The following is a 25,134-nucleotide window of genomic DNA, read 5'->3' on the forward strand; positions in this document are numbered from 1 at the left end:
GGCCCCGGAATGGCTCAATGTCTAGCCGGGCACTATTCAAATCATTGCGCCCTCGATTGTTGGTCTGGTATTGGAAAGAACCGCAGCGGCTGTTGTAGTCGGCCACCATTGCATTGAACTGATCTACATCAGCACCGATGTGGTTATTGACGGCCGACTTCGCGCCAGCCAAGCGAATATCTTCGGCCAAACAATACCGAATTTGCTCCCTTGGTAATACAAGGTTTTGGCCGGCCGGTGGTTTAGACTCAACGGGATACAATGGGGCTTGCGGTTGCGCGGAAAAGCTCGCATAGGTTTGGGGTGGGGAAGCCAAAGCCGATGAGGCATTGCTAGAGTCATCTTCAGTGACTGCAATGGTCTTGATATGAATGAACTGATCATTCCTCAACTCATAAAAGTGGGCACCATATTGCCCGCCTTCATTTATCAATCCTGCCAGGACAAGAAGGCTACTATTTTTTCTGAAAATTATGCTCTCGCCAGCGCCTTTCCAGCAACATACCGATCCTGGAAGGCTAACAACCCGCCCTGTTTGAGAACTCACTGCAACTCCCATCAGACAAAATGTGCCACAGCCCCAGGTAGATAAAACGTATTTGCCTGCGAAATTCACAGGTTGCGACTGCGTATTGCGGATTCTGGTTCGGAAGTTTTTATCGAAATCACTCACCAAATTTACGCTCGCACGCGGTCCATCATATATCTCAGACAAATAGTTGTTAAATTTAGGAGGCTCCAATGCAGAAGACTTTTTGGAAGCTTCATCCTGAACAAAATTCGACGCCTGTTTTGAAGGGCTATACACTGGGGACGTGGATGTCCCTGTGTCATATGAATGACTGGCCAGCCAAATAAGTACACCAATGACAGCAATAATGCCAAGCAACCACTTACTACCCGATGGGTTGGAAGACGATTGAACTGATGCTTGGGTCTGGTGTTGAGTTGGTTGCGGTTGAGCAGCCTGCTGAGGCGGGTGTGTGGCACTAGGTGCAGTGGCAGCAGGTTCCTTCTTAGCTGCAGGAGGCGGTACTGTGTCCACATCGGACACAAGCGATGCTAGACCTGCGAAGCCCTTAGCCTCGTTCTTCTTGTCGTTTTCTCCCGCAGTCACAAGTGCTTCCTCTAAATGAATCCGATTCGCCGCTTGGTTTCGCTGTCACCCTCACGTTCTCGCGCTGGTGATGAGTGCAGGGCGGACAACAGGCTGGCCTGATTCAACCTATCTATGCCACCGCGTGCCGCCAACCGTGCGCCTTCGCGCACCACGAAAGAGACGTCCGACAGTGGCCTGCCTGCCAGTTCCTTCGCCAGCGGTTTGGCGTCCACGTCCGCTTCCGTCGGCAAGGAGGACAGCAGCTTGTCGAGCAACGCCAGCACCTCGACCTCGCTGGCGAAATCTACCTTGATGATGTGATCGAAACGTCCACGACGCTGGATGGCCGGGTCGATCATCTCGATGCGGTTTGTCATGGCGATGATCAGCACGTCGTTCTTTGCTGCCTCCGGAATGCGGCGTAGGAACTCGGCCACTTCCTCGACGCGGTAATGACCAGCTCCCATCTCGCGGTCGGCAAGGAATGCTTCCATCTCGTCGATCACCAGCACGGAAGGAGCGTTGTCCATCGCCTTGTCGAATACCTGGGCGAGCTTCTTGCTGGTTTCGTGGATGTACGGGCTGGCCACGCTGGAGGCGTCGATCTGGAAACTCGGCCAGCCGAGGAAGTCCACCAAACGATCAACCGCGAAGGTTTTGCCGCAACCCGGAGGGCCATGCAGGATCACCGCCGACGGGAACTCGATGCCGAGCGCCTTGTAGCGGTCACGGTGCATGACGATGTCAACGATGTGCTCGTTGAAGAAGGCGGCTAGTTCGGGACGCCCAGCGAGTTCGAAAACCTTGTCGGGTTCCGGCGCACTGCGCTTGGTCTCGATCTTTTCTTGAGCGGGAGCGGCCTCGGTTTTCTCGGTTGGCGTTTCTGGCTTGCATTCGAGCGGGATGACTTCGGCAACCTCAAAGCCCGCCGCTTGCACGACATCCTTCAAATGGCCTGCACCTATCCAGCTCATGTTTTGGCACAATCTGCGGAAAGCTGAGGCCGGAATGCTCGTGCCGCCCGTCAGCCAGTAACCTAGTACCACATCGTCGCCAGTGAGGGAACTAATGCCGTAAGTCGGCAGCAGGCGGGTGATTTTCTCGACGTAGAGCGCATCTTGCAACGCCGACTCGGAATCGACGTTGCGCGTTGCCTTCAATGCTAAAGCAAACGACAGTGCCTCGGCCTTGTTGCCAGGAGATTTCGCTTCGTTGACCGGCAACAGGGTCTGGCTTGGCGCGCATGAGATGGCTCGCAGTGGCCGATCTCCAAACTGGAAGGCGTCGAACGTGCCCTCGTCAATCAGTCCTGCGTCCTGCCAGCGCGTGCTCAACGTGTCGTGGACGATCAGCGCACGACCGTCGCCTTGAGTTTCGTACACCTGCCAATTCTCGCCCTCGAACAAGGCGACGCGAACCTTCGAGCCGTCTGGCAGTTTGAATCCAATAGGGAGCCATGCGTCGAGGGCCATGAGGATCAACTCCGAACGATATTGGCATGGGCCATCATGTCATCGTCACCCGCAGAGCCGACGCGGATCGAATCGAGGTTGAAAACTACCGTGCGCAGTTTGTCGATGTCGTTGGACTGCAACGCCTCGGCCCCAATCGCCACAAGCTGCGCGTGTTCTCTGGCATCAGGGAAGAGATAGGTGTCCTGCGTCAGCCACTTGAAGCGTTCGATCACGAACCAGTCCTGACGCCACAGAATCACGAAGTTGCGCCTACGCATGTCATCCAAGTGAGACTCGAAGTCGCTGCTGTTGTTTTCAAGTGCGCGCTGTGTAGTCTTCACTAAGTTGTCGAACGAGGACGCTTCCGTGGGGCGAGAGTGCTGGCGAATTACCTTTTCGAAGAAATCAACCATCTTGTTCAGTTCGAGCTGACGGATGTCTTTCAGGTGTTCCTTGCGCGTGAGTGCCAGCAGGCGCTTGGCTTCCTGTACGTTGTCCATCGCTTGCTTGGCCGTTTCCGGATCGGCTTCACCGGACTTAATGGCTCCAGCAGACTCCAGCTTCTCGCGGGCTTGCTCCAGGCGCGGGTCAACTACTTTCGAAGCCATTTCGTCGAGGCGCTGCAAGGTCTGCTTGGATTGGTTCTGAATATTCTTCGCTTGGCTAGTGTAGTCGAGCTTGCCTTCCTGGCTGGAGTAAAAGTTGCGTCCGCTTTGGAAAGAGCTGCTGATGGAGGGAATCGAAACTTCCACAATGATGTTGCCGGAGTAGAGCACTTCATATTCGCAGATCAAGTCCGCGCCTGCGGCGATGACGCCATCGTCGAAGTCCGTGCCCTTGATCTCAAACAATCCTATGAAGCGGTTGTCGAGGATGGGATCGGAAATTTCGCCCTCCCACAGCTTGAAATTGATCGACCCTGCGCTTCCCGCCTTGAGGGACTCTTCTGCCTTAAATATTTTCTTGGCTTTCTTGGGTAGCTGATCGCCTTCTCGAATTAGGTAGTCCGGTATCAAGCGACCACCAACCTTGTCACGAGCTTCCACAAATATTGAATGAGATGCTGGAATCGCATCGATACTGGCAGAGGTGCGCGCGATAATGATCTTGTTCTCGCGCAAGGCAACTGATGCGCCGTTCGAGTCGAAAACGAACACCTTGAAGATGTTGTCACCGGGCTTAGTCAGATTGAGTTCGACGCTTGCGCCGTCCTTCAGCGTGACGCGACCGGACGACCAGCCTGTGTCGAGGCTGTCGATCTGGAACTCAATGCCCGAAGGCGTGTTCCCGCCGAACTTGGCGAGGATCTTCACCCTTGGCTCCGGCGTGCGCGCAGTGTAGTTGAACGAAAGGTCGAGCGCGCCACCAGCGCTGAGCGCGCCACGCGCGCTCTTGCGCCCGCGGCTTTGCGAAGCCCAGTCTATGGATTCGGCAAAAACCGCCGCGCCTTCAGCAACCGCTGTCATCGGGTTCATGTCGGTGGACGGCGCGATACCCAACTCAAAGGCAACTTTGTCGCGCAAGTTTTTATACTGGGCAGGCCCACCCACAAAGACGATCCGCTCAACGTCGTGAGAACTTAAGCCTGCCTTCTCGATGCTCTCTCGGGTAGCCTGAATGGACTCTTCCACCTTGGACGCAATTAAACCGTCGTACAGAGTCCGACTGATCGGAATATCGAGGTAGATTTCTTCACCAGCCTGATCGCGTACGCCCAACTCATTCTCGGCAAGGCTGATTACAGAATCTTCGCTTTGCGACAACGCGATTTTGGCTTTTTCAGTAACCCACGTCGCAATGGCGCGGAGCGATTTGTACTGTGGATTGGACGCCAGGTCTTCCGGTAAGTCAAAGTTGTCAAGCAGCCACGGCTTGACGACGTTATCGAATAAAATGCGATCGAAATCGCGCCCGCCGCACATGGCAATGCCTCCGTGAGCAAGCAGGTTCACGCGGCCACCAATGCTCTCGGCAATGGCGACATCGAGTGTGCCACCGCCAATGTCGTACACAACAAAAATGCCATCATTCTTGCGCTGACGCATGACGCTCATCACGGCCGCGACCGGCTCTTGCATCAACGCGACGCGTCCGAGTCCGGCTGCATCTGCGGCAGCCATCGTGGCTTCCTTCTGTATTTGGTTGAATGCGGCCGGAACCGTGATAACGGTTCCAGTGTCACCATCGCCGCGAATCTCCTCCGGCAGATAGCCAAAGAGTGAGCGCAAGACTTCGGAGGAGCATTGCTCTGGCGTCATAGTAAGGTTTACTGCTGGCAGTTTAACGGGCGTGCTCGTTCCCATAAGCCGCTTGAACAGCACTGCTGCGTTGTCGGGATTTTTCGCGGCGCTGTTGTAAGCTCGCGAGCCTACATACTTATTGCCGCGGCGGTCAATGAAGATGGCGGACGGGGTGACGTCATGCTGCTCAGGGCTCTTGTAGAGATGAATTTTCTCTCCATCGAAGGAGCAGATAGCGCTGTTAGTCGTGCCGAGGTCGATGCCGACGTACTTCATGCTTCCACCTTCCTGAGCATTACCGTTCCTTCTTTGCGTAGGCCATGCGAGCCCATGATGATCGGCTCCAGCATTTGATCGACGAGCAGCACGTCGTCAGGGCCGAAGTCGCCCAAGTTCAAGGCGGATGCCGCCATCCCCGCGTCGTAGGGCTGGCCCTCGACGTTGACTAACTTCAGCCCGTTAGAGTCGAGGCTCTCCTCGACCTTCTTCTGGAAGTAGCGAAGCTGGTTGATGTAGCGGCCTGACTCGCCCGCGTCGAGTTTGCTGACCACCTTTCCGAACAGACGCGAGAAGCGCCAACTCTCGACAGCGATGTCGATGAGTGATTGCTCCAGCTGATTATCGACTTCGGTTCCTTGAATCATCCACGCCACCTGTGATTACGTTTTTCCGGTGCTGCCAACCTTCGATTACTACTGAATCCGTCCTTGGATGGCTATCGACATTGGTGTGCCCGCAGTCTCTTGGTCCTAGCTATAGAATATTGTAACAGTTTAAGAGTTGCTTATGGAGGCATTGCCTTATATGCCTGACCCTCTTACTGTCCGCCGTTCATAGGTTATGGTCAGCCGCCTTCTAGCAGGTATATTCGCCCATCCTGACGATCTACCGTCTGCGGGTCGATAGGCTCCTTCCGAACCACTGTCCTACTTCGCCCTGTTGACTTGCTTTCAGGTATCCCGCCTTCTGCTGCTCTTATGTCAAACGGCACACGATTTCAGCGTGGCAATCCTGTTGCCTGAACGTTCGGCGGCTGTGCCGATGTCAACGGCCATGCTTTACACGGGCCTTGTCTTGAAATGCTGCCGCCCTTGTTTTGCGCATGTTGGAGTGCTTAAACAAGGACGAAATTTTGGCAGTCCGAATGCAGGACGTAGTGGCTATGTCATGCGATGTAGTGCTTTCCTGCGCGGCTGACGCTTTGCCTATGACGACGGTTTTGCGCCGGTTTGCCACCAGCTCTGTCGCCTTGCGTACCGGGGCGTCTTCAGTGTGAACGTAGCGCATGAACATCGCTACGGTCTTGTGCGCAGTCAGTACCATGCTCACCTTCACCGGAATGCCCGAAATGGCAATGTCGGTCGTTGAGCGGTGGCGGATGTCGTGTGTGCCAACATGAGTAGCCCCTACTGCCTTGAGGGCGTGGCTCCAGCCGCCGTAATAGTGCGGTTGGCCTCAGCGGGCTTGTGGACCATCTTCTTCATCATCGCGACCACTGCTGGGGCGCTTCACGTCTTGCACCCTCATGCGCCCCAGCAGTGGGATGATGTTGCGGTCAATGACGCCTCGATAGCCGTTCTGCGTGCTGGGCTTGTTACGCTGCTTGGAGTAGTCCTCCATGAACTTGCCGCACAGTTCCTGGACCGTGGGGGCTGAGCGCGCAGCGGCTTTGGCAGCGCTGGGGTCGCCGCCCCGGCGTAGTACCTCGGCTATCCATTCCCGCGCCAGGGCGCGGGCTTGCTCGACGGTCAGTTCTCCATACAGGCCTAGTGCGGGTTTGCGGCGCTCGCCCGCATTGGTGCGGTACTGGAGCATAAATACCCTGCAGCCCGCTGGGGTAATCTTGCACAGGAAGCCGGGCACCACTGTATCCCGGAGTTCGACAGCTTGCGCCTTGAGTTGTGCCGCATCGACAGCGGACTTGGTGAGCTTGAGTTTTGCCATGATGACTCCTCGAAACGGCCTGATTCTCGGGAGCCTCATAGGAGCCTTCGGCGGGAAAGTTGCGCCAGGTTTCGGAAAGCATCGACATATGTTTAACGCGCCTAACCTATTGATAAAAATTCTGTATCGAGTCTAGGCGCATATCAACGAAATGCGGCACTGGAGTCATGGTGAAATGAAAAATGGCCGGTAGCGTATCAAACGCTGCCGGCCATTTTTTTACTTGCCTGCCCGATTAATCCAGGTGGGGATGCTGATCCACCAGTTTCTGGCGGCGCTTGCGCAACTGCTCGATTTTCTCTTCCAGCGCGGTGATTTCGGCTTCTACATCTTCCACGCTTTGCTCGATGTTTTCATAGGCCTCTTGCAACAGCGCGCGCGCTTCCTGGCGGTTAGACGCATTGGGCGTGTCGCCGCGCAAGGGGCGGTTGGCGGTTTCCGGCAGGAAGAAGGCGGTGATCAGGCCGATGACGGCTGCGACCATCAGGTAGTACGCAGGCATCATCAGGTTCTGCGTTTCTTCGACCAGCCAGGCGGCAATAGTGGGGGTCAGGCCGGCAATAATGACGGCCACGTTGAATGAGCTGGCCAGGGCGCTGTAGCGGATACGGGTGGGAAACAGGGCCGGCAGCGTGGCGGCCATGACGCCCGTGAGGCAGTTCAGCAAGGCAGCCAGGCAGAGCAGGCCGAGGAAGATGGTGCCGGTATTGTCGCTGCCTATCATCCGGTAGGAGGGCAGGGCCAATATCAGCAGGCCAATGCTGCCGATCAGCAGGAAAGGCTTGCGCCCGACTTTGTCGCTGATAAAGCCAACCAGGGGCTGCACAAACAGCATGCCTATCATCACCACAATAATGATGAGCACGCCATGGCCTTCCGAATAGCCCAGGCTGCTGGACAAATAGGTGGGCATGTAGGTCAGCAGCATGTAGTAGGTGATGTTGGTCACCAGCACCATGCCGACGCAAATCATCATTGCCTTGCGGTAGCGCGTGAAAATTTCGCGGAAGGAGAGCATGGGGCGCTCCTTGATGGCATCGCGATCATCCTTTTCCATGCGTTCGAGCTGTTGCGCGAATGCCGGGGTTTCTTCCGCAGCATGGCGCAGATACAACCCCAGCAGGCCCAGCGGCCCGGCCACGAAGAAGGGGACGCGCCAGCCCCATTCCAGGAAGGTGTCATCGCCCAGCATGGTTTGCAGCAGCACAACCAGGCCGGCGCCCAGAACAAAACCCGCAATTGAGCCGAAGTCCAGCCAGCTGCCCAGGAATCCGCGCCGCCGGTCGGGCGCATATTCGGCGACGAAGATGGCGGCGCCGGTGTATTCGCCGCCCACCGAGAAGCCCTGGGCTAATTTGCACAGCAGCAGCAGGACAGGCGCCCACAGGCCGATGCTGTCGTAAGAGGGGATCAGGCCTATGCAGAACGTGCTGATGGCCATGATGATGATGGTTAGCGACAAAACCTTCTGGCGGCCGAAGCGGTCACCCATGACGCCGAAAAACAGGCCGCCCAGCGGCCGGAACAGAAAGGGTACGGAAAAAGTGCCCAGCGCGGCAATGGTCTGCACGGCGGGTGAGGCATCGGGGAAAAAAACTTTTCCCAGCGCGAAGGCGACAAAGCCATAGACGCCGAAATCGAACCACTCCATTGCATTGCCCAGCGCGGCAGCCGTGACGGCTTTTTTCAGCTTGGTGTCGTCGATGACAGTGATGTCATTGATCCCCAAGGGGCGAGGGGGTGGACTGGCGGTTTTGCTCATGTTTCTGCTTCCTGTTACTGGGCGTCATCGCCGCATTAAGGCGGAAATGGCTACCAAGAATGGCAGCCATTCTGAAATCAGGCACACGCATTATATAAGTGAGGATTGAACGAGAGTTTATAAGAATGTGACGATTTTGCCGGTCAGGTGCAGGCGGCAGACCCAGGATGGGTGCGGATCTGAGCGGGTTTGTGGCAGTTTCAGCGTCGCCTGAAGCCAATGGATGATTGGCGAAACCATCTTGATATCGTTTTGGCGTTGTCTTGGCGTTGTCTTGGCGTTGCCTTGGCATCGCCTTGGCATAATAGGCAGTCCATCTTGATAAGAGCGAGGAAAAGATGCCGAATGCCGGCCGGTTGGGCAGGATGCTGCTGCTGTGCGGCCTGTGGTCGTTGACGCCTATGCTATCGGCCAGTGAAACCGCGCTGCCGGAGGCGGCGGCAGCGCCTGCCGAAACAGATATGCGGCAGCGTGCCGAGCAATGCTTCGACCGGGCCAGGGCCGTGCTGGTTGGCCTGGAAAGCCGGGCCAACGGGCTGAAGCTGCAGGAATTTGTGGATAGCGGCCTGACGACGGAAGGATCCCCGGAATGGGAAGCCCTGGAACTGGGCTATCGGCTGGATATGCCGACAGACAGAAAACTGAAGGACTATTTCATTCAGTGCCTGGATAGCGCCGACTGAACAAAACGACTAAAAAACGCCTGAAAAACCAGCTGCCGCTACGGCGCGGCGCTGGCGGGTGAGCGGTACAGGTTGTAGCCCAGCGTGTCCGCAACGGCAGCCACCATTTTTTGCCCGCGCACGCTGTTGCCGAAGACATCCAGCGGCGGCGCAAAGGCCGCAATACCCATGACGCCCGGCACCACGGCCAGCATGCCGCCCCCAACCCCGCTCTTGGCGGGCAGTCCGACGGTATAGGCCCAGTCCCCGGAACTGTCATACAGACCTTCCATGGTCATATCCGCCAGAATGCGGGGCGTATTGCCAGCCTGCAGCACACGCTGGCCGCTGACAGGATGCACGCCGCCGCTGGCCAGCGTGGCGCCAATGGTGGCCAATGCCAGCGTATCGAGCAGTGTCGAACATTGGCGGGTATAAACATCGCAGGCTTCCATGGGATCGCAGTACATATAACCCGCGGCGTGCAGCAGCCACGCGATGGCGCGATTATGGGCATTGGTGGCCTGTTCCGAAGCATTCAATTCCTCGGATAAGGCAATATCAGCCGTGCCGAGCTGCTGTTGGATGGCCAGAATGCGCTGCCAGCGTTCTTCTGCGGAACCGGCATTGACCAGCGGCGAAAGCGGCTTGCCGGCATGCAGCTCCAGCGCCATGATGGAGTTGAAGGGCAGGCCGGTGGCATCGGCGCCTATTTTTTCCTGCACGATATCGTGGCCCCAATCCTCCAGGGCCAGCGCCAGGGTGCAGATTTTGGAAATGGATTCGATGGCAAAGCGGTAATGCACGTCGCCCGCCCAATAGCGGCTGCCATCGGTGCAGACGACAGCCAGCGCGGAGAGTTTGTCCGGGACTTGCGCCAGAAAAGGGATGTAATCGGCATTGGCCCCGCCGGGCAACTGCCCGAATGCCTGGAAGGCATCATCAATGGCGCGCTGAATGGGATGGGGATTCGGCATGGGACAGCTCCAGAACAGATCAATCCAAGACGAGTGCCGGAAAGGCCATTGCCCCGCTGAGAAAACGGCGGGGCAATGGCTGGCATGGGGACTATCAGCGCGTCAGGAAACCATCGCCATTGCGATCCTGGCGGTGGAAGTCATTCATGACCGCGGTCATGAATTCCTCATGGGAAATCGTGCCATTCTTGTCGGTATCGACCAGATCGAACTCGGTGGCGGTAAAGACCGGCGCCGCTTCTTCACGCGTCAGCGCACCGGTGCGCTGGGTATTGAGCTTGTCGAAGGCGTGTTCCATGAACACCCGGTATTCAGCTTCGCTGATTTTGCCGTCCCGGTCGGTATCCAGCTGAGTGAAGACGGTTTCATCCCACTGGAAAACCGGCGCCTGAGCCAGCGCGACATTGGCGGAAACAGGCGTGGCCAGCACCAGGGCCAGTAACAAGTGTTTTGCTTTCATTATCTACCGCCTTGTTTATTTACAACCGAGTTGATTGCCGGCATAGCCGCCAGCGCCTGCGCCCGCCACGGTAGCAATGGTTTTGCCAGTGCCGCCGCCAACCATGCTGCCCAGCAGGCCGCCGACGACGGCGCCGCCTACCGTGCCTGCAATACAGTCGAATTCAGACCGGGCTTGCGGGTTGTCCATGCTTTGGCAGCCGCCCAGCATCACGCTGGCGGAGAGCATGGCCACGGCTAACAGAGTGCTTTTTTTCATAAAACGTACTCCACACAATAGGAAGTGGATAGCGGAAACATCAGTGGCGACAGAAACGCCCGGCAGCGCTTGAACGTGCCCGGAATCGTCCGGCAGCAACCGCTGCCGGGCTGCTCTGCAGCGGCCTGGGACTCATGGAAAGCATAGACCGCAGTGCCATGAAAGAGAAGGCTTATTTACCTTCTCTTTGACCATGCTCAGGGTTTACAGAAATTCAGCGCCAGGGCCTTGGGCGCGGCTTGAAACGCTGCCTATTTTCACTGTGTGGCGCGATGGCAGCTCCTTGCGGGCAGGCTTTGTCAAGCTGATGGAATCCTGCATGATTGTTCCAATCGTTTAGAGCTAAAGTTTTCTGGCCGGACCGGCCGGTCAGTGAATCAATCCAGCAAACAAGGACAACAGGAGAGACGAAATGGACGCAGAACAGCACGGCACACAGGCAGCAGGGAGACGCCGCTTCATCAAGGCAGCGGGTATCGTCAGCGGCACATTGATGGTGGGCGGCGTACTGGGCGCCCGCGTCAATGCCGCCGAGGACAAGAATGGCAATTTTGATTACATCATCGTGGGCGCAGGCTCGGCGGGCTGCGTGCTGGCCAACCGGCTGACGGAAGATCCCGCCGTCAAGGTGCTGCTGATCGAGGCAGGCGGGCCGGATGATTCCGAAATGATTTCCACGCCGCTGCGCCTGATCGAACTCTGGCATTCGCCTTATGACTGGGCCTATGAAACCGTGCCGCAGAAACACGCCCATGACCGCAAACTTTTCTGGCCGCGCGGCAAGACACTAGGGGGCAGCAGCTCACTCAATGGCATGATCTATGTGCGCGGCCATGCGTCGGTGTATGACGCCTGGGCGCAGCAGGGCAATGACGGCTGGAGTTATGCCGAGGTGCTGCCGTACTTCAAAAAGTCGGAAGACTATGAACTGGGCGCCAACGACTATCACGGCGCGGGAGGCCCCCTGCGCGTGACGGTGAACTACACGCCGCATCCGGTGACCAAAGCCATGGTCGAGGCGGCGGTGCAAGCGGGCCATCCTTACAACCCTGACCATAATGGCGAGGATATCCTGGGGGTGGGCTTTAATCATTTGAATACCCAGGACGGCAAGCGGGCCAGCACCGCAGTCGCTTTTCTACGGCCGGCGCTGGAGCGTCCGAACCTGAGCCTGATTACCCATGCCCGGGTACAACGGGCCACGTTTGAGGGCAAGCATTGTGACGGCGTGATCTATGAACAAGCCGGGCAGCAGCATACGGTCAAGGCGGGGCAGGAAGTCATTCTCAGCGGCGGCGCGATAGAGTCGCCCAGGATACTGATGCTGTCAGGCGTGGGTGACCAGGCGCAGCTGGCGCAGTTCGATATTCCGCTCGTGCAGCATTTGCCCGGCGTCGGTAAAAACCTGCACGACCACATGCTGGTGCCGGTGATTTACGAGAGCAAGCAAGCCATCCCGGATCTGGCGGGCAACCCGGCCATCACGCCTTTGCATGGCCAGCTATTTGCCAAAACCGATCCGGCCTTGCCCGGGCCGGACATGCAGCCCCTGTTCTTCAACGTGCCGTATTACACGCCGGAACAAAGCGGCCCGGAAAATGCCTTTTCTTTATGCGCCGCCTGCGTCATGCCGACCAGCCGGGGCGAAGTCCGTTTGAGCGGCAAGGGCGTTGACGATGTGCTGCTGCTCGACCCCAACGTGCTGGCAACTGGCGAGGATGTCGATGTGCTGGTGGCCAGCGTGAAAATGATGCGTGACATCGCCAGCCAGCCCGCCCTGGAAGACTGGCGTGGCCGGGAAGTCTATCCGGGCGCGGACAAGCAGAGCGACGCAGACCTGGCGGACTATTGCCGCAGCGCCGTGTCCTCCTACCACCATCAGGTCGGCACATGCGCCATGGGGCAGGGCGGGCAAGCCGTCGTGGACAGCCGTCTGAAAGTGCGCGGTTTGAGCGGCCTGCGGGTCGTGGATGCTTCCATTATTCCCATGGTGCCCTCCGGCAACACCAATGCCCCTGTCATCATGATCGCGGAAAAAGCGGCGGACATGATCAAGGCGGATGCGCGCCGCTAAGGCGCTGGTAGAGGTTGTTCATCTCCTTTTGGGAATGGTTCGGTGCCCGGTGAATCACCTGACATTCCCAAAAGGCCGGCGGTGCCTGTGCATGCGTTATCTCCACCTTTACTTGTCAATCGTTATGCGTATAATTCTCAATCGAATTTGTTCGAATTGTTTGCGGAGTGCGCATCATGGCAATACCAGCAGATACCGCATTGATTGCGGAAACCATGTATGTGACGCATCACCGCTGGCTGTTTGCGCGTCTGCGTAGCAAATTGGGTTGCAGCGATGATGCTGCCGATATCGTGCAACATACGTTTTTGCAGGTACTGACTTCATCTGAGCTGAATAGTGTCAAAGAGCCGCGCGCTTACCTGACGACCATTGCGCAGAACTTGTTGGCCAATCATTTTCGGCGCCGGGCGATAGAGCGGGCGTATCTTGATGCATTGGCTACCTTGCCGGAAGCGGTGGCCCCATCGCCTGAAATCCGTATGCTGGCGCTGGAAACCTTGCTGGAAATAGACCGCTTGTTGAGTGGTGTGGCGCTGCAGGCAAGACAGGCATTTTTAATGGCTCAGATAGATGGCATGACGCATGCCGAAATTGCTGCCGCACTAGGAATTTCTGTGCCTACCGTCAAACGGCGAATTTTGGTCGCAGCGCAACGCTGCTACTTCTCCGGTTTGTTGGATTGACTGGCGGCGGCTCAGCGTGAGTAAAGATCAGGGGCAAACGGAGAGACTGCCCGCCACTTCCTCCGAGCTTGCGGCGGGTGTCACACCGGCAGCTGCGCGCCAGGCGCTAGATTGGTTGATGAGTATGCAGTCCGGGACTTTTTCCGGAAGCCAGCATCAAGCTTGGCAGCGCTGGCGTGCCGCTGACCCCACCCATGAGTCGGCCTGGCGCCAGATAGAAAGGGTCAATCAGCGTTTGCAGCAAGTGAGTTCCACGCCGGCCGCAATGCGTGCTTTTGAGGCGTCCGGGCAGGCACGCAGACGGCATCTTAAATTGTTGGGTGGCGCCTTTGGCATTGCGGCGTTTGCCTTGGGCGGCCGTGAGGCGATTGACTGGCGCTTCGGCGGCGATTATGTCAGTGCGATTGGGCAGGTGCGGGCAGAAACTTTGTCAGACGGCACGCAGCTATATCTGAATACGGATTCGGCGCTGGATATCGTGTCCGAGGACAGTGCGGGTTTGACGGTGCGCTTGAGGCGGGGAGAGGTCATGCTGGTGATGCCCCCGGATAGCATGCATCCGATCCGCTTGGAAACCGAATATGGCCAGGTTCAGGCCTGGCGCGCCAGATTCATGGCGAGACGGCTGCCCCAAACGTATGAACTGGGTGTGTTCTCCGGGAATGTCGAGGTGACTCCGGCGTTTGGCGCGGAATCTCAGGGGCGCATATCGCTTTCATCTGGACAGGAATGGCAACTGTCGCGCAGCGGTGTCGCTGCGGGGCGCGGTTTGCCGGCCTTTGCAGGAGACTGGGCGGAAGGGATGCTGATTGTGGTCGATATGCCTTTGTCCCAGGTTTTGGATGAACTGTCTCGTTATCGTGTCGGGGTGGTGCGCTGTGCGCCAGAAATTGCCGGCTGGAAAGTATCGGGTTCCTATCCGTTGAATGACACAGATCGCGCCTTGCAGGCGCTGGCTGAGACGCTGCACTTGAATATGACATGGCGGACGCGTTACTGGGTGTCGCTGCATCCGAGATCACAGGGCTGAACCTTCCGGGCTGCGTATGGCTCCACAGGCCTCAAAACCACGTTCTATAAATAAAAATAAGAATAAAACTCAAAAAGTTGATCTCTTTTTTTTAGTTGCGTGTCAATCCATATAGAACCACTCTATTTGGAAGGCGGGCCCGCCCCGTGAACGCATGAAAAGAAGCAGTTTCAGACATGTTCCAGCGATTGGGCTGACATTTAGCCTTAGCACAACACTGGTTTTCCTGGCTGGTGTTTTGCCTGTCCCATATGCCTGCGCGCAAGCAGTCGATACGGTGGCGCGCGATACCGTTTCGTTCGACATTTCTGCTGGCCCATTGGATCAGGCATTGGCGCAGTTTGGTCGGCGTACCGGTACCTTGATTTCTTATGATGCGAGTCTGGCAACCGGCCGCAGCACGCGAGGACTGAGCGGGGACTATACCGTGGCCCATGGCCTGGCGCAGTTGCTTAGCGGCACGGGTCTGCAGGCCCGTCCTTTGGCTCAAGGCGGCTGGTTATTGCTGGCGGCGCCTGATGTCAAAGCGGCGGTATTGCTGGAACGGGTGGAGGTGACTGGGCAGACGGGTGACCCCAAGGACGAGATGTACCGCACTGCGGGTTCGACGCATTATTTGTCGCGTGATGATATCGAGCGTTTTCGCGGAACGTCTGTCGGCGATATGTTCCAGGGCATACCTGGCGTGCTGGTTGGCGAAAACCGCAATAGTGGCGGTCTGGATATCAATATCCGCGGCATGCAGGGACAAAGCCGTGTTCCTGTGCTGATTGACGGCGCGCGACAGGAAACCACGGTTTACCGGGGATACAGCGGGGTGGCCTCACGCACGTATGTGGATCCTGACCTGATCGGCGGTATCGAGATCGAGAAAGGTCCGACCATGAATCCTCATGGCACCGGAGCGACCGGCGGCTTGGTCAGCGCGCGTACCATTAACGCTGGCGATATCGTCAAGGATGGCGCCAGTTTTGGCATCCGTGTGCGCGGCACGGCCATTGGCAACAATAGTGGTTCAGCCTCGGCAGAGGGAGTGCCTGCGGGATATAACGTCGGCGTCGGGAAAAATACGTTCCGTATCAATTGCCGGCCAGGACTTGAAGCCTTATGTAGTGGCGCAAACAATCCAGACAGCGTCGCGTCGGATGAAACGATGGACCGACGGGGTACTTTCAACCCGCGCAGCTATGCAGGCAGTGTTGCCCTAGCCAACCGCTGGGAACGGTTTGATTTGGTGGCAGCTTATGCGCAGCGTGAACAGGGTAATTATTACGCAGGCAAACATGGGCCAACCCCGTATCTCGTCTTTGATGATTACATCGAGCGCGGTTTTTACACACAGGTCAAGGGCGAGCTGAAGGGCGCGACCCGTTTCCGGGGTGAGGAACGGGTCGCCAACACCAACTTTGAGAGCCGCAGTTTCCTATTAAAGGGCAAGTTATTGCTCAACGCTGACCAGGACGTTGAAATGTCCTGGATGCGCTACAAGAGCACCTATGGCGAGCTGATGCCGTCCCAGTTGCGCGGGATTGGCGACGTCCGGCAAACCTCCGGCAGCCATGTCACTTCCCAGACCTGGACCAGCCGCTATCGCTGGCAACCGGCAGATAACCGCTGGCTGGATTTTCGGGCCAACCTCTGGCACACCAATACCGACAGCTACAACCAGAACTATGCGGATGGCGACATTCTGGGCAATGGTATGGAGGAATTGCTGGGCGGCCTGGAAAGACCGCAGCACTACAAGCGTACTGGCCTGGACTTGAGCAATCTTTCATTGCTGGACGCTGCGGGAGACTACCAGCTGCAATATGGCGTGTCCTTGCAATGGGAGCGCCTGGGGCCGCCGTTGTCCGAGGATGATAAGGCCTCGCTGGTGGATGGGCACGCAGGTAGGCGTGATGAGCAGAGTGTCTTCGTGAATCTGCAACTCCGGCCAATCGACAGCGTGACCATCAATATGGGTGTGCGCCATAGCCGCTTCACATCCAAGGATGACATGAAGCTTTATCACGAGGTCTTCGAACCGTCAGAGACAGAGGGGCCGGGCGGAGGCGGTCGTTGGCGCTGCCGTGACGAAGATGGCGACGGACAATGCGATGGCTATTACGCCAAAGCGACCAAGCATGGTACCGCGCCTATTGTCAGCCTGGCCTGGGAGCTCTGGGACGGCGTGCAGTTGTACGGGCGCTATGCGGAGGCCTACCGCATGCCCAGTCTATTCGAGACGACATATGGGTTTTCGTTTTCTCCGGCCCAGGATGTGGATCTCGATCCAGAGCATGCCAAAAACAAGGAAGTCGGGGTCAACTTCATTCATGACAGTGCGTTTCTGCCGGGCGACAAGCTGCGGCTGCGCGCGGCCTATTTCAAGAACCACATCAAGGATTATCTGACCAGGACATCCAATAATTTGTGGGATGCGAATTACGGGCGCACGTTTTACACCATGCGCAACATACGCGGCGCTCGCTTCCATGGTTATGAGCTAGGGGGGTCTTATGACACCGGCGGGCTGTTCGCAGATTTTGGCGCGACCCGCTATACCTTTATCGAGACCTGCCATTACGGCAGTTACCGGCCGGATCTCTGCACGGATTACGGCATTGCCAATAGCTACATCACCAACATGATTCCGCCGAAATGGCATGCCTCTGCAACCCTGGGCATGCGGTTGTTCGAGCGGCGGCTGATGCTGGGCGTACGGGGCACGTTTATGGGTGCCCGGACACGGCAGCCGGAATACAACGATCAGACCAAACAAGGCTCTCTGGCCCCAGTGCCCTGGGAGGCCTACAAGGTATTCGATCTGTTTGCCAGCTATCGCGTCAATGACACCTTAAGCCTGGACTTCAACCTGGACAACTTTACCGACCGCTATTACCTGGATGCGCTCAGTCTGGGCCGCGTGCCGGCACCAGGCCGAACGGCCAGGCTAAGCGCCACTTTGCAATTCTGATTTATCAGGTCGTGCCTGGAGACGGCAATAATTTTTTGGAGGCATCAAGCCATGAATTCCGTTTTACGCAATGTTTTGTTAGGCCTGGGAACTTCCTGGCTTCTTGCCGCTTGCGGTGGCGGCAGTGACAGCGGGGGAGAGGGGGGAGCGACGGCGCCAGCGGCGCGGCCCAAAGCCCAAGCCGTGGCGACACCGGATACCGTGATGGCGGGAGCCTCAGTCACGCTGCAGGGCAGCGGTCTTGCTGCGGCTGGCGGTGAGCTGGCTTATGCGTGGCGTTTGATCGGCAAGCCTGAAGGCAGTCAAGCGGAGATAAGTGATTACGCAAGCGAAACTGCCACGGTGGTAACGGATAAACCTGGGGCGTACACCGCCAGCCTGACCGTGACCGAAGCTGGTGTGGCAAGTGATCCTTCACATGTGGATTTCCGCGCCAAGAATCCGAACCCAGTGGCCGTCGTGATACCGGCTGTTAGCGGCCAGCCTGGCCAGCTGATTCAGCTGGATGGTACTAAGAGCGTGCCGCCAGATGACGCAAGTGCTGAGGGTTTGAGCTTTCTCTGGACCTTGAGCAAACGCCCTGATGGCAGTGACGCTGAGCTGGATGTTCCCAGTGATGCGCAACCCCGCTTTAAGGCCGACCAGGCAGGCGAGTATGAGGCCACGCTGGTGGTGAGTCATGGAACAAAGCGCAGCGAAGCGGCTGTCGTCATTATTTCCATCAGCAAACCCAATGTTTTGCCGGTCGCCCATGCGGGGGAGGCGCAAACTGTCCTGCGCGGCACCAAGGTTACGCTGGACGGTTCTGGCAGCCATGATGACGATGGCGACTCGCTGCAATACCGCTGGCGCTTAACGAACGCGCCGTTGGCATCACGCGCTGTTTTGCAGAATGCCGATACGGTGGCGCCATCTTTCACGCCAGATGCAACCGGTGCCTATACGTTCAGTCTGTCGGTCTATGACGGTACAGCTCGCAGCGCTCGGGCAAGCACGGTGGTGATCAATGCGGAAACACCGCCAAATGCACCCAATACCAAACCGGTTTCTGCTTTTGCAGCACCTGATGGCCTGCCAACCCGGGATATTCCTGAAGGCGCGTCCTTCCAGGTAGAACTGGGAGGCCGGCTCTGGTTGGCCCAAACGATGGGTTCTTACGATCTTGATGGCGATAAGCTGACGACGGAATGGAAGCTGTTGCAGCACCCGATAGACTTCGATCCCGCAGGTTTCACTGTGTTTGCCTCGGGTTCTGCGCAGCTTTCCAATGCAACGAAGGGGGAGTACGTCATTCAGCGCCGCGATTTTGATGGCAAGGAATGGAGCGACCCGGTCACGCAGACCTACGATTTCAAAACGGGGGCGAATCGCCGGCCCACGGCTGTTGCCAAAGTGGCCAGCGGTGGTTCGTCCATGTTGATTAATCGCACCGTGACGCTGGATGCCATGGATAGCTCGGATCCGGACGATAACAAGCTGAGCTATCACTGGGTTTTGCTGGATAAACCCAACCATAGCCGTGCGCAGCTGGAGAAGGCGAATAGCGCCAATCCTACGATGCTGATTGATCAGCCGGGGCCCTATACCGTTGCACTGGTTGTTACCGATGAAAATGGCTGGTCGAGCCGTCCGGCCGAACTGAGCATCATGGGCAAGAGCCACAATAATCCGCCGATATTCCGGCCAGTGGTGCGTGGGCTGGGCATAGACCTTAATGGCTACGATCCTGATGGCGATGAGCTGACTTATTTGCTGGTGGTCGAGCAGGCGCCTGATATGGCATCGCTGGAACCGCGCAATGTCCGTTGCGATCGTTATGGCGCAGGACGCACTGGCACTTATTCCAATTACAAGGATGGTGTGGCGACATGCACCGGAGTGCCCCGGATTTATTTCAACGGCGACATTACCCGTCAATACGAAGGGGCAGAGCCTGATGTGGTGATCGCTCCGGGCGATTACAAGGTCAGCGTCTCTGTCAGTGACGGTGTTGACATCGTGGATGCCGTCAGCTTGTCCTTCACGGCTGTGAACAACCTTTATTGCCAACCGTTGAAGGGCAGCAGTGTCCAGGCCATCGTCGTTGTCAATAAAGATAACGTCTGCAAACCAGAGTGACCCAGTGCTGCGCCCTTGCCTTGTCGCAGCAGGGGCGCAGTCAGCAGCATACCTCGCTTGAGGATAGCCCTCGTCCCAATTCGGGGACGGTACATCGTAGTTCAACCATTTTGAATGGGAGCTTTACCATGACTTATCGTGTTTCGCTTTTGCAAGCGAGCCTGTGGCTGGCGGCGGCATCGCTGTTGGCGGGTATGTCCGTTGCTCAGGCTGACGTCGTCGGCCATTCATCCGACAGCACGCGTGTGAAAGTTGGTCCGTCTCTTGGGGGTTACCATGGCCCGGCCAATGTGCCTGGTGCAGGTTTCCCGCCCATTATGGGGGGCGGCATTATCGCGCTGTCCGACATTGCGGCGATGGGGGGCGGCTATAACGATGGCGTCGCGTCTATGGGGTCAGTTTCCGCCACGGAAGGAATCTTCTTCTCCAAGACGGATGATTTGCTGGCAGAAGTGTATTTTGGCGAGTATTCCGATACGGCCAATGCGCCCAATGACAACAAGCACAGCGTGTTTTACGTTGGTAAGGACGCCACTGCAAGCATGGCCCATTTGAGCGGTACCGCGACGTACCAGGTCTTTGGGCTTAATAACTATGGTTATGACGGCCAGCGTCTTGGTGCTGTCGGTGTGGACCAGAATGGTAATCGTGTGTTGACAGCAGCAGAGTTCACTGTTGATTTCGACAATAACAAGTTGATAGGCAGCCTGGAGCGCTTGGATCATGCCAATACGGCAGGTGTGACGGATACCCTGACGATCCATGCCGGGATCAACAGCAGTAACGGATCATTTTATGGCCTCGCGCAAGCCAATGGCCATCAGAACGGTTTCTCTAGCGGCCAGTTCTACGGCGGTGATGCATCGTCACTGGCTGGGTTTGCAGAATTCGCGGATCGCAATCTGGATACTGCCTTTGGCGGGGAGCGTTAAGCGTTTGTTTGCGATCCATGCCTGAATAGTTCTAGATAGGCAAGTGTCCTGGTGTTGGCGCCAGGACACTTTTTGTTTCTTGCTGAAGCATACATATCTTTGAATATTCACGGCATAGGTAGGAGTGCATATGCCAGAGGGGGTGTTAGTGAGGCAACAGTGTTTTCTGTGCTAAAGAAGTCTGGGTGGGTACTGATATCGCTCGGACTCTGCGGGCCGCTGGAACTAGCGATTGCTCAGGATACGGAGCGCGATCGTTGGTTATGGATGGAAACTGATCAGGCCCAACGCAATAAGGATCAGCAAGCCCAGGAAGCGCTGGATATGCCTTTTCAGCGTTCTGGAAGTCAGGAAGTGCTGGTTATCAAAGGCCGCCGTTTAGGGGTAGATGTCAAGGATGTCCGTCAAGTGGAGCTCGCGATGCTCCTGGCGATTAATCATCGCCAATGGCAAGATTTGGAACGGTTTTTGGATCTATATCGCGGCTTGTCTGCACCCGCCTTGCATTTTCAGCGCTTTGCCGAAGCTGCTTGGGCAAATGCCCAGGGAAAGAACAGGGAGGCCGAAGCAGGTTTCCGGGAGGCCTTGGCCTTGCAGCCAGGATTTTCACGGGCACGTATCGAACTGGCACGGCTTTTATTTGATGAGCGCAGAAATATCGAGGCCGAACAGCTGTTCCATGAGGTGCTGGCAGATCCTCGTTTACCCGAGAAGGTACGCACCAATTTACAGGAAGGTTTCCTCAGGGCGATTGAGATGCGTCGGGCGTGGAGCGGATCAATCGCGTTGGGCTTGAAGCATAACGATAACCTGGCGCAAACGACGGCGAGCAACGATTGTTTGGCGTATGACGGCTTCGGACTGGGCATGTGTCTGTACCGTCGGCAGATTCCCGCACCGATGGCAGGTAGCGGATTGAGCTATGAAGCATCGGTGGGCAGGCGTTATGACTTGATTGGCCGGCATGGGCTGGCAGTGCGCGGGATGGTTTATGGCGATAACTATGCTAACCACTCCGATTTCAATGAGATGACGCTATCGCTGCATACCGGCTACAGCTATCAGAGCAGATATCAGACGATATTTTTGGCACCGCTCATTGAATACAATCTTTATGGGCAGCATAAGATGTATCACGCATGGGGGGCACGCGTCGATTGGACTGAGGCGGTGTCACCGCGCCTGTCTATTAACGTACAGGCTGAACATAAACGCTTTTCGTATCGTGAAGGTTATGCGACGAATAATGATGGCGCAATCAATAGCGTGTACTTAACAGCCTACCGCAGTGTGTTGGATAGATGGACCTTGATCGGTGGGATCGAATGGTCACATAAGCAGAATGATTGGGCTGTTAATCGTTATACCCAGCGTGGCATGCGTGCAGGTTTTTATCGGCCCCTGGGGCAGGATGTGACATTGTCATTGTTGGCCTTGTTCCGGGAGCGCAAACATGACGGATATAGCGCTCTACTAGGGGGCAAGCGTCATGATAAAACGCAAATGTATATCGCGACCCTGCGTGTGCCAGGCTGGCAGTGGCAGGGATTTAGCCCTCGTCTGACTTGGCGCCACACGCGCACACACAGCAGCATAGATTGGTTGTATTCATATAACAAAAATGAAATCAGCTTGATGCTGGAAGCAAATTTCTGACGGTATGGCGCAGATATTCATGCTTGTCACTCTTATCGCGGTTTGTAATTTTTGTTCAAGGCCGGGCGAAGGTGTGTGATCAAGTAATGTTCAAGTGCCAGGGCAAGATATTGGCATTCATCAAAACCCAGGGTGTAAGCACCATCGACTCCTCTATCTCGCCAAAGATCTTTGAGTTTGTGCCAGTTAGGACGATTACGATCAGCTAGGAAAACATGCTTAAGCCTGGTAGATATGCCATGGTTTTCATAGCGATCCCCAGGCCTGCCGGCAGCCATACCAGCGCCTATGTAAAGGATCTGTTTTCCTCCAAGCAAGGCGTAGCAGCCATTGCGGTTGTAGTTGGGGCAGGGGGCGCTTAAGAATGGTTCCCACATTGTCCACCGTGGTGCTGCAGCCGCCGCATCTGTTGGCCAATGCCGCTGGAAGAACCGGTTTGTAAGGTCTTGGAGGGTGTGGATGCTGGCGTTAGTCATGTCGGGCTGCATGAAAAAACCCGCATCGCTGGTGCTAAATGCGGGTTTCTTAGGCAGCTGTGTGCTGCCATAGACAAAATATCTTGGTGCCCGAGGCCGGAATCGAACCGGCACGCCTGACGGCGAGGGATTTTCTTCCCACTTCGGCTTTCGCCGCCGTGTGGCGCAAGCCGCACGTTCGTGGTCTGGAGCACGCCTTCACCTTGGCCTTGCGGCTGTAGGTGCCCGCCGTCTGCTCTCTACACCTTCCTGGCCGTGATGAAACGGGCCAGGCTTGGCTCGGCGTTGGCGCGGATGGGGGCATCCAGGGCGTTCGCCGAGTTTGACGGGCGTCACCTGCCGGGTTTCCCTGGCAGGGCTCAAATTTTCAAGTCCCTTGTGTCTACCGATTTCACCACTCGGGCAGTGGGGCGGTGGTCTGGTGACCGTTGCCGAGGCAAGATCATAGCCGATTTCCGGCTTACCGTTTTATTCACGGCGGCTACGCATGGGCGCTATCTCGACGTACCATGAAGGATGTTGCCGGTATGGCGGTGCTTGAATAAGGACGGTTGGAGATGAAACAGGTAGAGGTGGATGTCTGGTCGGATTTTGTCTGTCCGTGGTGCTGGATCGCGAAGACGCGTTTGGCGCGGGCGATTGATAGCCTGCAGGACGAGATGCAGGTAACGGTGCGTTATCGCGCTTACCGTATTGGGCGCGGCGCGGCCGCCGGGGATTTTCAGCGTGCGGTGCAAGAGAAGTTCGGCAGCGCCGCGCAGGCAGCGCAGATGATGCAGGCGGTGGCGCAGCAAGGCGAGCTGGAAGGCCTGGTTTACCGCTTCGATACCATGCGTTTCGGCGATACGGCAGACGCCCATGCGCTGGTGCAGGCCATGGGGAATGAGCGTGACCGCAATACGCTGGTGGAAGCGTTGATGCGGGCTTCCATTACCGATGGCAGGAATATTTTTGATCGCGCGGAACTCAGGCAGATTGCGCTGGCAGCCGGGATGCCGGCAGAGGCGGTGGCCGCCTGCCGTTTCGAGACGGCAGGGGTGCTGGAGGATGAGCAGCTGGCGGCGCAGATGGGCAGCGGCGTGCCCTTGTTCTTGTTGAACGGGCAGCTTTATTTCTCTGGCGCGCAGCCTTTTGAAGTGTTTCAGCAGGCCTTGCGCCGTGCCGCCGAAACCGCGCCCGAGAGTGCGGCAGTGCAATCTGGCGGCACATGCGGGCCGGATGGCTGCAGCGTGTAGCGGCTGAACGCTGCTTTTGCCTGGCGCGGATCAGGCGCGCGTTCTTGTTCCGCGCCGGATTCCGCGCTTGATTTCAGCGCCGGATTCCAGTGCCGGATTTCAGCGGCTGCTTTGATAGACCAGGGTGGCCGCAGTGAGGTCTTCCAGCGCAGAGCCGACCGCCTTGAAGACAGTGATGTCGCTGGCCTGGGTGCGGCCAGGATGCTGCTGGCGGCAGAGCGTTTCAAGATTGGCGCAGATGTCGCTTTGGTGAAAGCGCCCGGTTGCCAGGGCATCAAGCAGGTCACCGGCTTTTGTGGGGGCTTCGTCGGTATCGACGAAGACTTTGTTGCCGATAAAACAGTCCGGATCGCTTTCTTTCATTTTGGGCGTGAAGCTGCCGATCAGGTCCAGGTGCACGCCAGGCTGCAGCCATTTGCCGTGAATCAAGGGGGCTTCGGATAGCGTGGCGCAGCTGATGATGTCCGCTTGGCGCGCCGCCTGTTCGAGATCGTCGATGCGCGTGGCGCTCATGCCTTCTGCCTGCAGCTGTTCGATCAGCGCCTGGGCGCGTTCGGGGTTGGGGTTCCAGATATCGACATGCTCGATCTTGCGCACAGCGCGCATGGCGCGCGGCACCAGGCTGCCGACTCGTCCGGCGCCCAGCAGCAGCAGGCGGCGCGCATCAGGCCGGGCCAGATAATCGGCCCCCAGCGCAGCCGCCGCAGCGGTGCGGCGCGAGGTGATTTCGTCGCCGTCTATCAGGGCCAGCGGCACGCCGGTCGTGGCATCGTACAGAATGTAGGTGGAATGCAGGCCGGGTAGATTGCGCTGGCCATTGCCGGGAAAAATGTTGACGGTTTTCAGGCCGTAATAGCCTTGCTCGCTCCAGGCCGGCATGATGAGTGAAATCCCGTGCGCTCCCTGGCATTCAATCGGGTGATTGTGGCGCAGGGGAACGGTGCCGCCCTCGGCAAAAGCGCGCCGCAAGGCAGGCACCAGGGTTTCAAAAGACAGTTGAGCGCGGGTTTGCTGGGCGTCGAAATGTTGCATGAATAGGCTCCGTATCGGTCAGGCGCCGGGGCGGGCTGGCCTGGCAGGCTAAGGAAGTCTCGGGGCCGCGCAGGGCAGCT

Annotated in this window: 19 protein-coding genes and 2 pseudogenes; 10 read left to right on the forward strand and 11 right to left on the reverse strand. The window is 57.3% G+C overall.

What is annotated here, in order from left to right; genetic code table 11:
- The 6 genes and pseudogenes from ACTJGZ_RS09085 to proP form a co-directional block, all read right to left on the reverse strand.
- A partial coding sequence (locus ACTJGZ_RS09085; protein ID WP_441662612.1) for a hypothetical protein occupies positions 1-1,117 on the reverse strand: 1,117 nt, incomplete at its 3' end.
- Between the two features lie 11 nt (positions 1,118-1,128).
- On the reverse strand, positions 1,129-2,571 hold the full coding sequence (locus tag ACTJGZ_RS09090) for an ATP-binding protein (RefSeq protein WP_441662613.1): 1,443 nt from the start codon (positions 2,569-2,571) through the stop codon (positions 1,129-1,131).
- Between the two features lie 5 nt (positions 2,572-2,576).
- The gene (locus ACTJGZ_RS09095) at positions 2,577-5,069 is read right to left on the reverse strand and encodes an Hsp70 family protein (RefSeq protein WP_441662614.1); all 2,493 of its coding nucleotides are present in this window, start codon (positions 5,067-5,069) and stop codon (positions 2,577-2,579) included.
- Positions 5,066-5,437, reverse strand: coding sequence for a hypothetical protein (locus ACTJGZ_RS09100; RefSeq protein ID WP_441662615.1), 372 nt, complete (start codon positions 5,435-5,437; stop codon positions 5,066-5,068). The genes ACTJGZ_RS09095 and ACTJGZ_RS09100 overlap by 4 nt, the downstream gene beginning before the upstream one ends.
- 568 nt (positions 5,438-6,005) lie before the next feature.
- Positions 6,006-6,737: pseudogene (locus ACTJGZ_RS09105) on the reverse strand (integrase arm-type DNA-binding domain-containing protein); the annotation flags it as partial.
- A 235-nt stretch (positions 6,738-6,972) separates the two neighbouring features.
- Positions 6,973-8,499, reverse strand: coding sequence for a glycine betaine/L-proline transporter ProP (proP, locus tag ACTJGZ_RS09110; RefSeq protein ID WP_441662616.1), 1,527 nt, complete (start codon positions 8,497-8,499; stop codon positions 6,973-6,975).
- Positions 8,500-8,837: 338 nt separating this feature from the next.
- Between proP and ACTJGZ_RS09115 the strand changes: the two genes are divergently transcribed.
- Positions 8,838-9,182, forward strand: a complete 345-nt coding sequence (locus ACTJGZ_RS09115; protein WP_441662617.1) for a hypothetical protein — start codon at positions 8,838-8,840, stop codon at positions 9,180-9,182.
- A 38-nt stretch (positions 9,183-9,220) separates the two neighbouring features.
- Here the strand turns inward: ACTJGZ_RS09115 and glsA are convergent, their stop codons facing one another.
- The 3 genes from glsA to ACTJGZ_RS09130 all read right to left on the reverse strand — a co-directional run bounded on the left by glsA (position 9,221) and on the right by ACTJGZ_RS09130 (position 10,856).
- Entirely contained in the window at positions 9,221-10,138 is a 918-nt protein-coding gene (gene glsA / locus ACTJGZ_RS09120; protein ID WP_441662618.1) for a glutaminase A, read from the reverse strand.
- Between the two features lie 94 nt (positions 10,139-10,232).
- Positions 10,233-10,598, reverse strand: a complete 366-nt coding sequence (locus ACTJGZ_RS09125; RefSeq protein WP_441662619.1) for an EF-hand domain-containing protein — start codon at positions 10,596-10,598, stop codon at positions 10,233-10,235.
- Between the two features lie 15 nt (positions 10,599-10,613).
- Positions 10,614-10,856 (reverse strand): glycine zipper 2TM domain-containing protein, encoded by a 243-nt coding sequence (locus tag ACTJGZ_RS09130; RefSeq protein WP_441662620.1) that lies wholly within the window; start codon positions 10,854-10,856, stop codon positions 10,614-10,616.
- Between the two features lie 412 nt (positions 10,857-11,268).
- Here ACTJGZ_RS09130 and ACTJGZ_RS09135 point away from each other — a divergent pair, with 412 nt between their 5' ends.
- From ACTJGZ_RS09135 to ACTJGZ_RS09170, 8 genes and pseudogenes are all read left to right on the forward strand, one after another.
- On the forward strand, positions 11,269-12,930 hold the full coding sequence (locus ACTJGZ_RS09135; protein WP_441662621.1) for a GMC family oxidoreductase: 1,662 nt from the start codon (positions 11,269-11,271) through the stop codon (positions 12,928-12,930).
- A 182-nt stretch (positions 12,931-13,112) separates the two neighbouring features.
- Positions 13,113-13,616, forward strand: coding sequence for a sigma-70 family RNA polymerase sigma factor (locus ACTJGZ_RS09140; protein ID WP_441662636.1), 504 nt, complete (start codon positions 13,113-13,115; stop codon positions 13,614-13,616).
- A gap of 16 nt (positions 13,617-13,632) precedes the next feature.
- Positions 13,633-13,830, forward strand: a pseudogene (locus ACTJGZ_RS09145) (FecR/PupR family sigma factor regulator); the annotation flags it as partial.
- A gap of 99 nt (positions 13,831-13,929) precedes the next feature.
- Positions 13,930-14,646, forward strand: coding sequence for a FecR domain-containing protein (locus ACTJGZ_RS09150; RefSeq protein ID WP_441662637.1), 717 nt, complete (start codon positions 13,930-13,932; stop codon positions 14,644-14,646).
- Positions 14,647-14,884: 238 nt separating this feature from the next.
- Positions 14,885-17,605: a TonB-dependent receptor domain-containing protein gene (locus tag ACTJGZ_RS09155; RefSeq protein WP_441662622.1), complete on the forward strand. Its 2,721-nt coding sequence runs from the start codon at positions 14,885-14,887 to the stop codon at positions 17,603-17,605.
- A gap of 204 nt (positions 17,606-17,809) precedes the next feature.
- Positions 17,810-19,723 (forward strand): PKD domain-containing protein, encoded by a 1,914-nt coding sequence (locus ACTJGZ_RS09160; RefSeq protein ID WP_441662623.1) that lies wholly within the window; start codon positions 17,810-17,812, stop codon positions 19,721-19,723.
- Between the two features lie 128 nt (positions 19,724-19,851).
- Complete coding sequence (locus tag ACTJGZ_RS09165) at positions 19,852-20,655, forward strand: Slam-dependent surface lipoprotein (protein WP_441662624.1); 804 nt, start codon at positions 19,852-19,854, stop codon at positions 20,653-20,655.
- A 267-nt stretch (positions 20,656-20,922) separates the two neighbouring features.
- Complete coding sequence (locus ACTJGZ_RS09170; RefSeq protein ID WP_441662625.1) at positions 20,923-22,311, forward strand: surface lipoprotein assembly modifier; 1,389 nt, start codon at positions 20,923-20,925, stop codon at positions 22,309-22,311.
- Positions 22,312-22,343: 32 nt separating this feature from the next.
- Here ACTJGZ_RS09170 and ACTJGZ_RS09175 read toward each other — a convergent pair whose 3' ends face one another.
- Complete coding sequence (locus ACTJGZ_RS09175) at positions 22,344-22,787, reverse strand: hypothetical protein (protein WP_441662626.1); 444 nt, start codon at positions 22,785-22,787, stop codon at positions 22,344-22,346.
- A gap of 557 nt (positions 22,788-23,344) precedes the next feature.
- Here ACTJGZ_RS09175 and ACTJGZ_RS09180 point away from each other — a divergent pair.
- Entirely contained in the window at positions 23,345-24,022 is a 678-nt protein-coding gene (locus tag ACTJGZ_RS09180) for a DsbA family oxidoreductase (protein WP_441662627.1), read from the forward strand.
- Positions 24,023-24,121: 99 nt separating this feature from the next.
- On the opposite strand, the gene ACTJGZ_RS09185 is transcribed toward ACTJGZ_RS09180, so the two are convergent.
- The gene (locus ACTJGZ_RS09185; protein WP_441662628.1) at positions 24,122-25,054 is read right to left on the reverse strand and encodes an ornithine cyclodeaminase family protein; all 933 of its coding nucleotides are present in this window, start codon (positions 25,052-25,054) and stop codon (positions 24,122-24,124) included.
- Between the last annotated feature and the right edge of the window lie 80 nt (positions 25,055-25,134).

It is taken from the genome of Kerstersia sp. (assembly GCF_052103615.1).
In the GTDB taxonomy this organism is placed as follows: domain Bacteria; phylum Pseudomonadota; class Gammaproteobacteria; order Burkholderiales; family Burkholderiaceae_B; genus Kerstersia.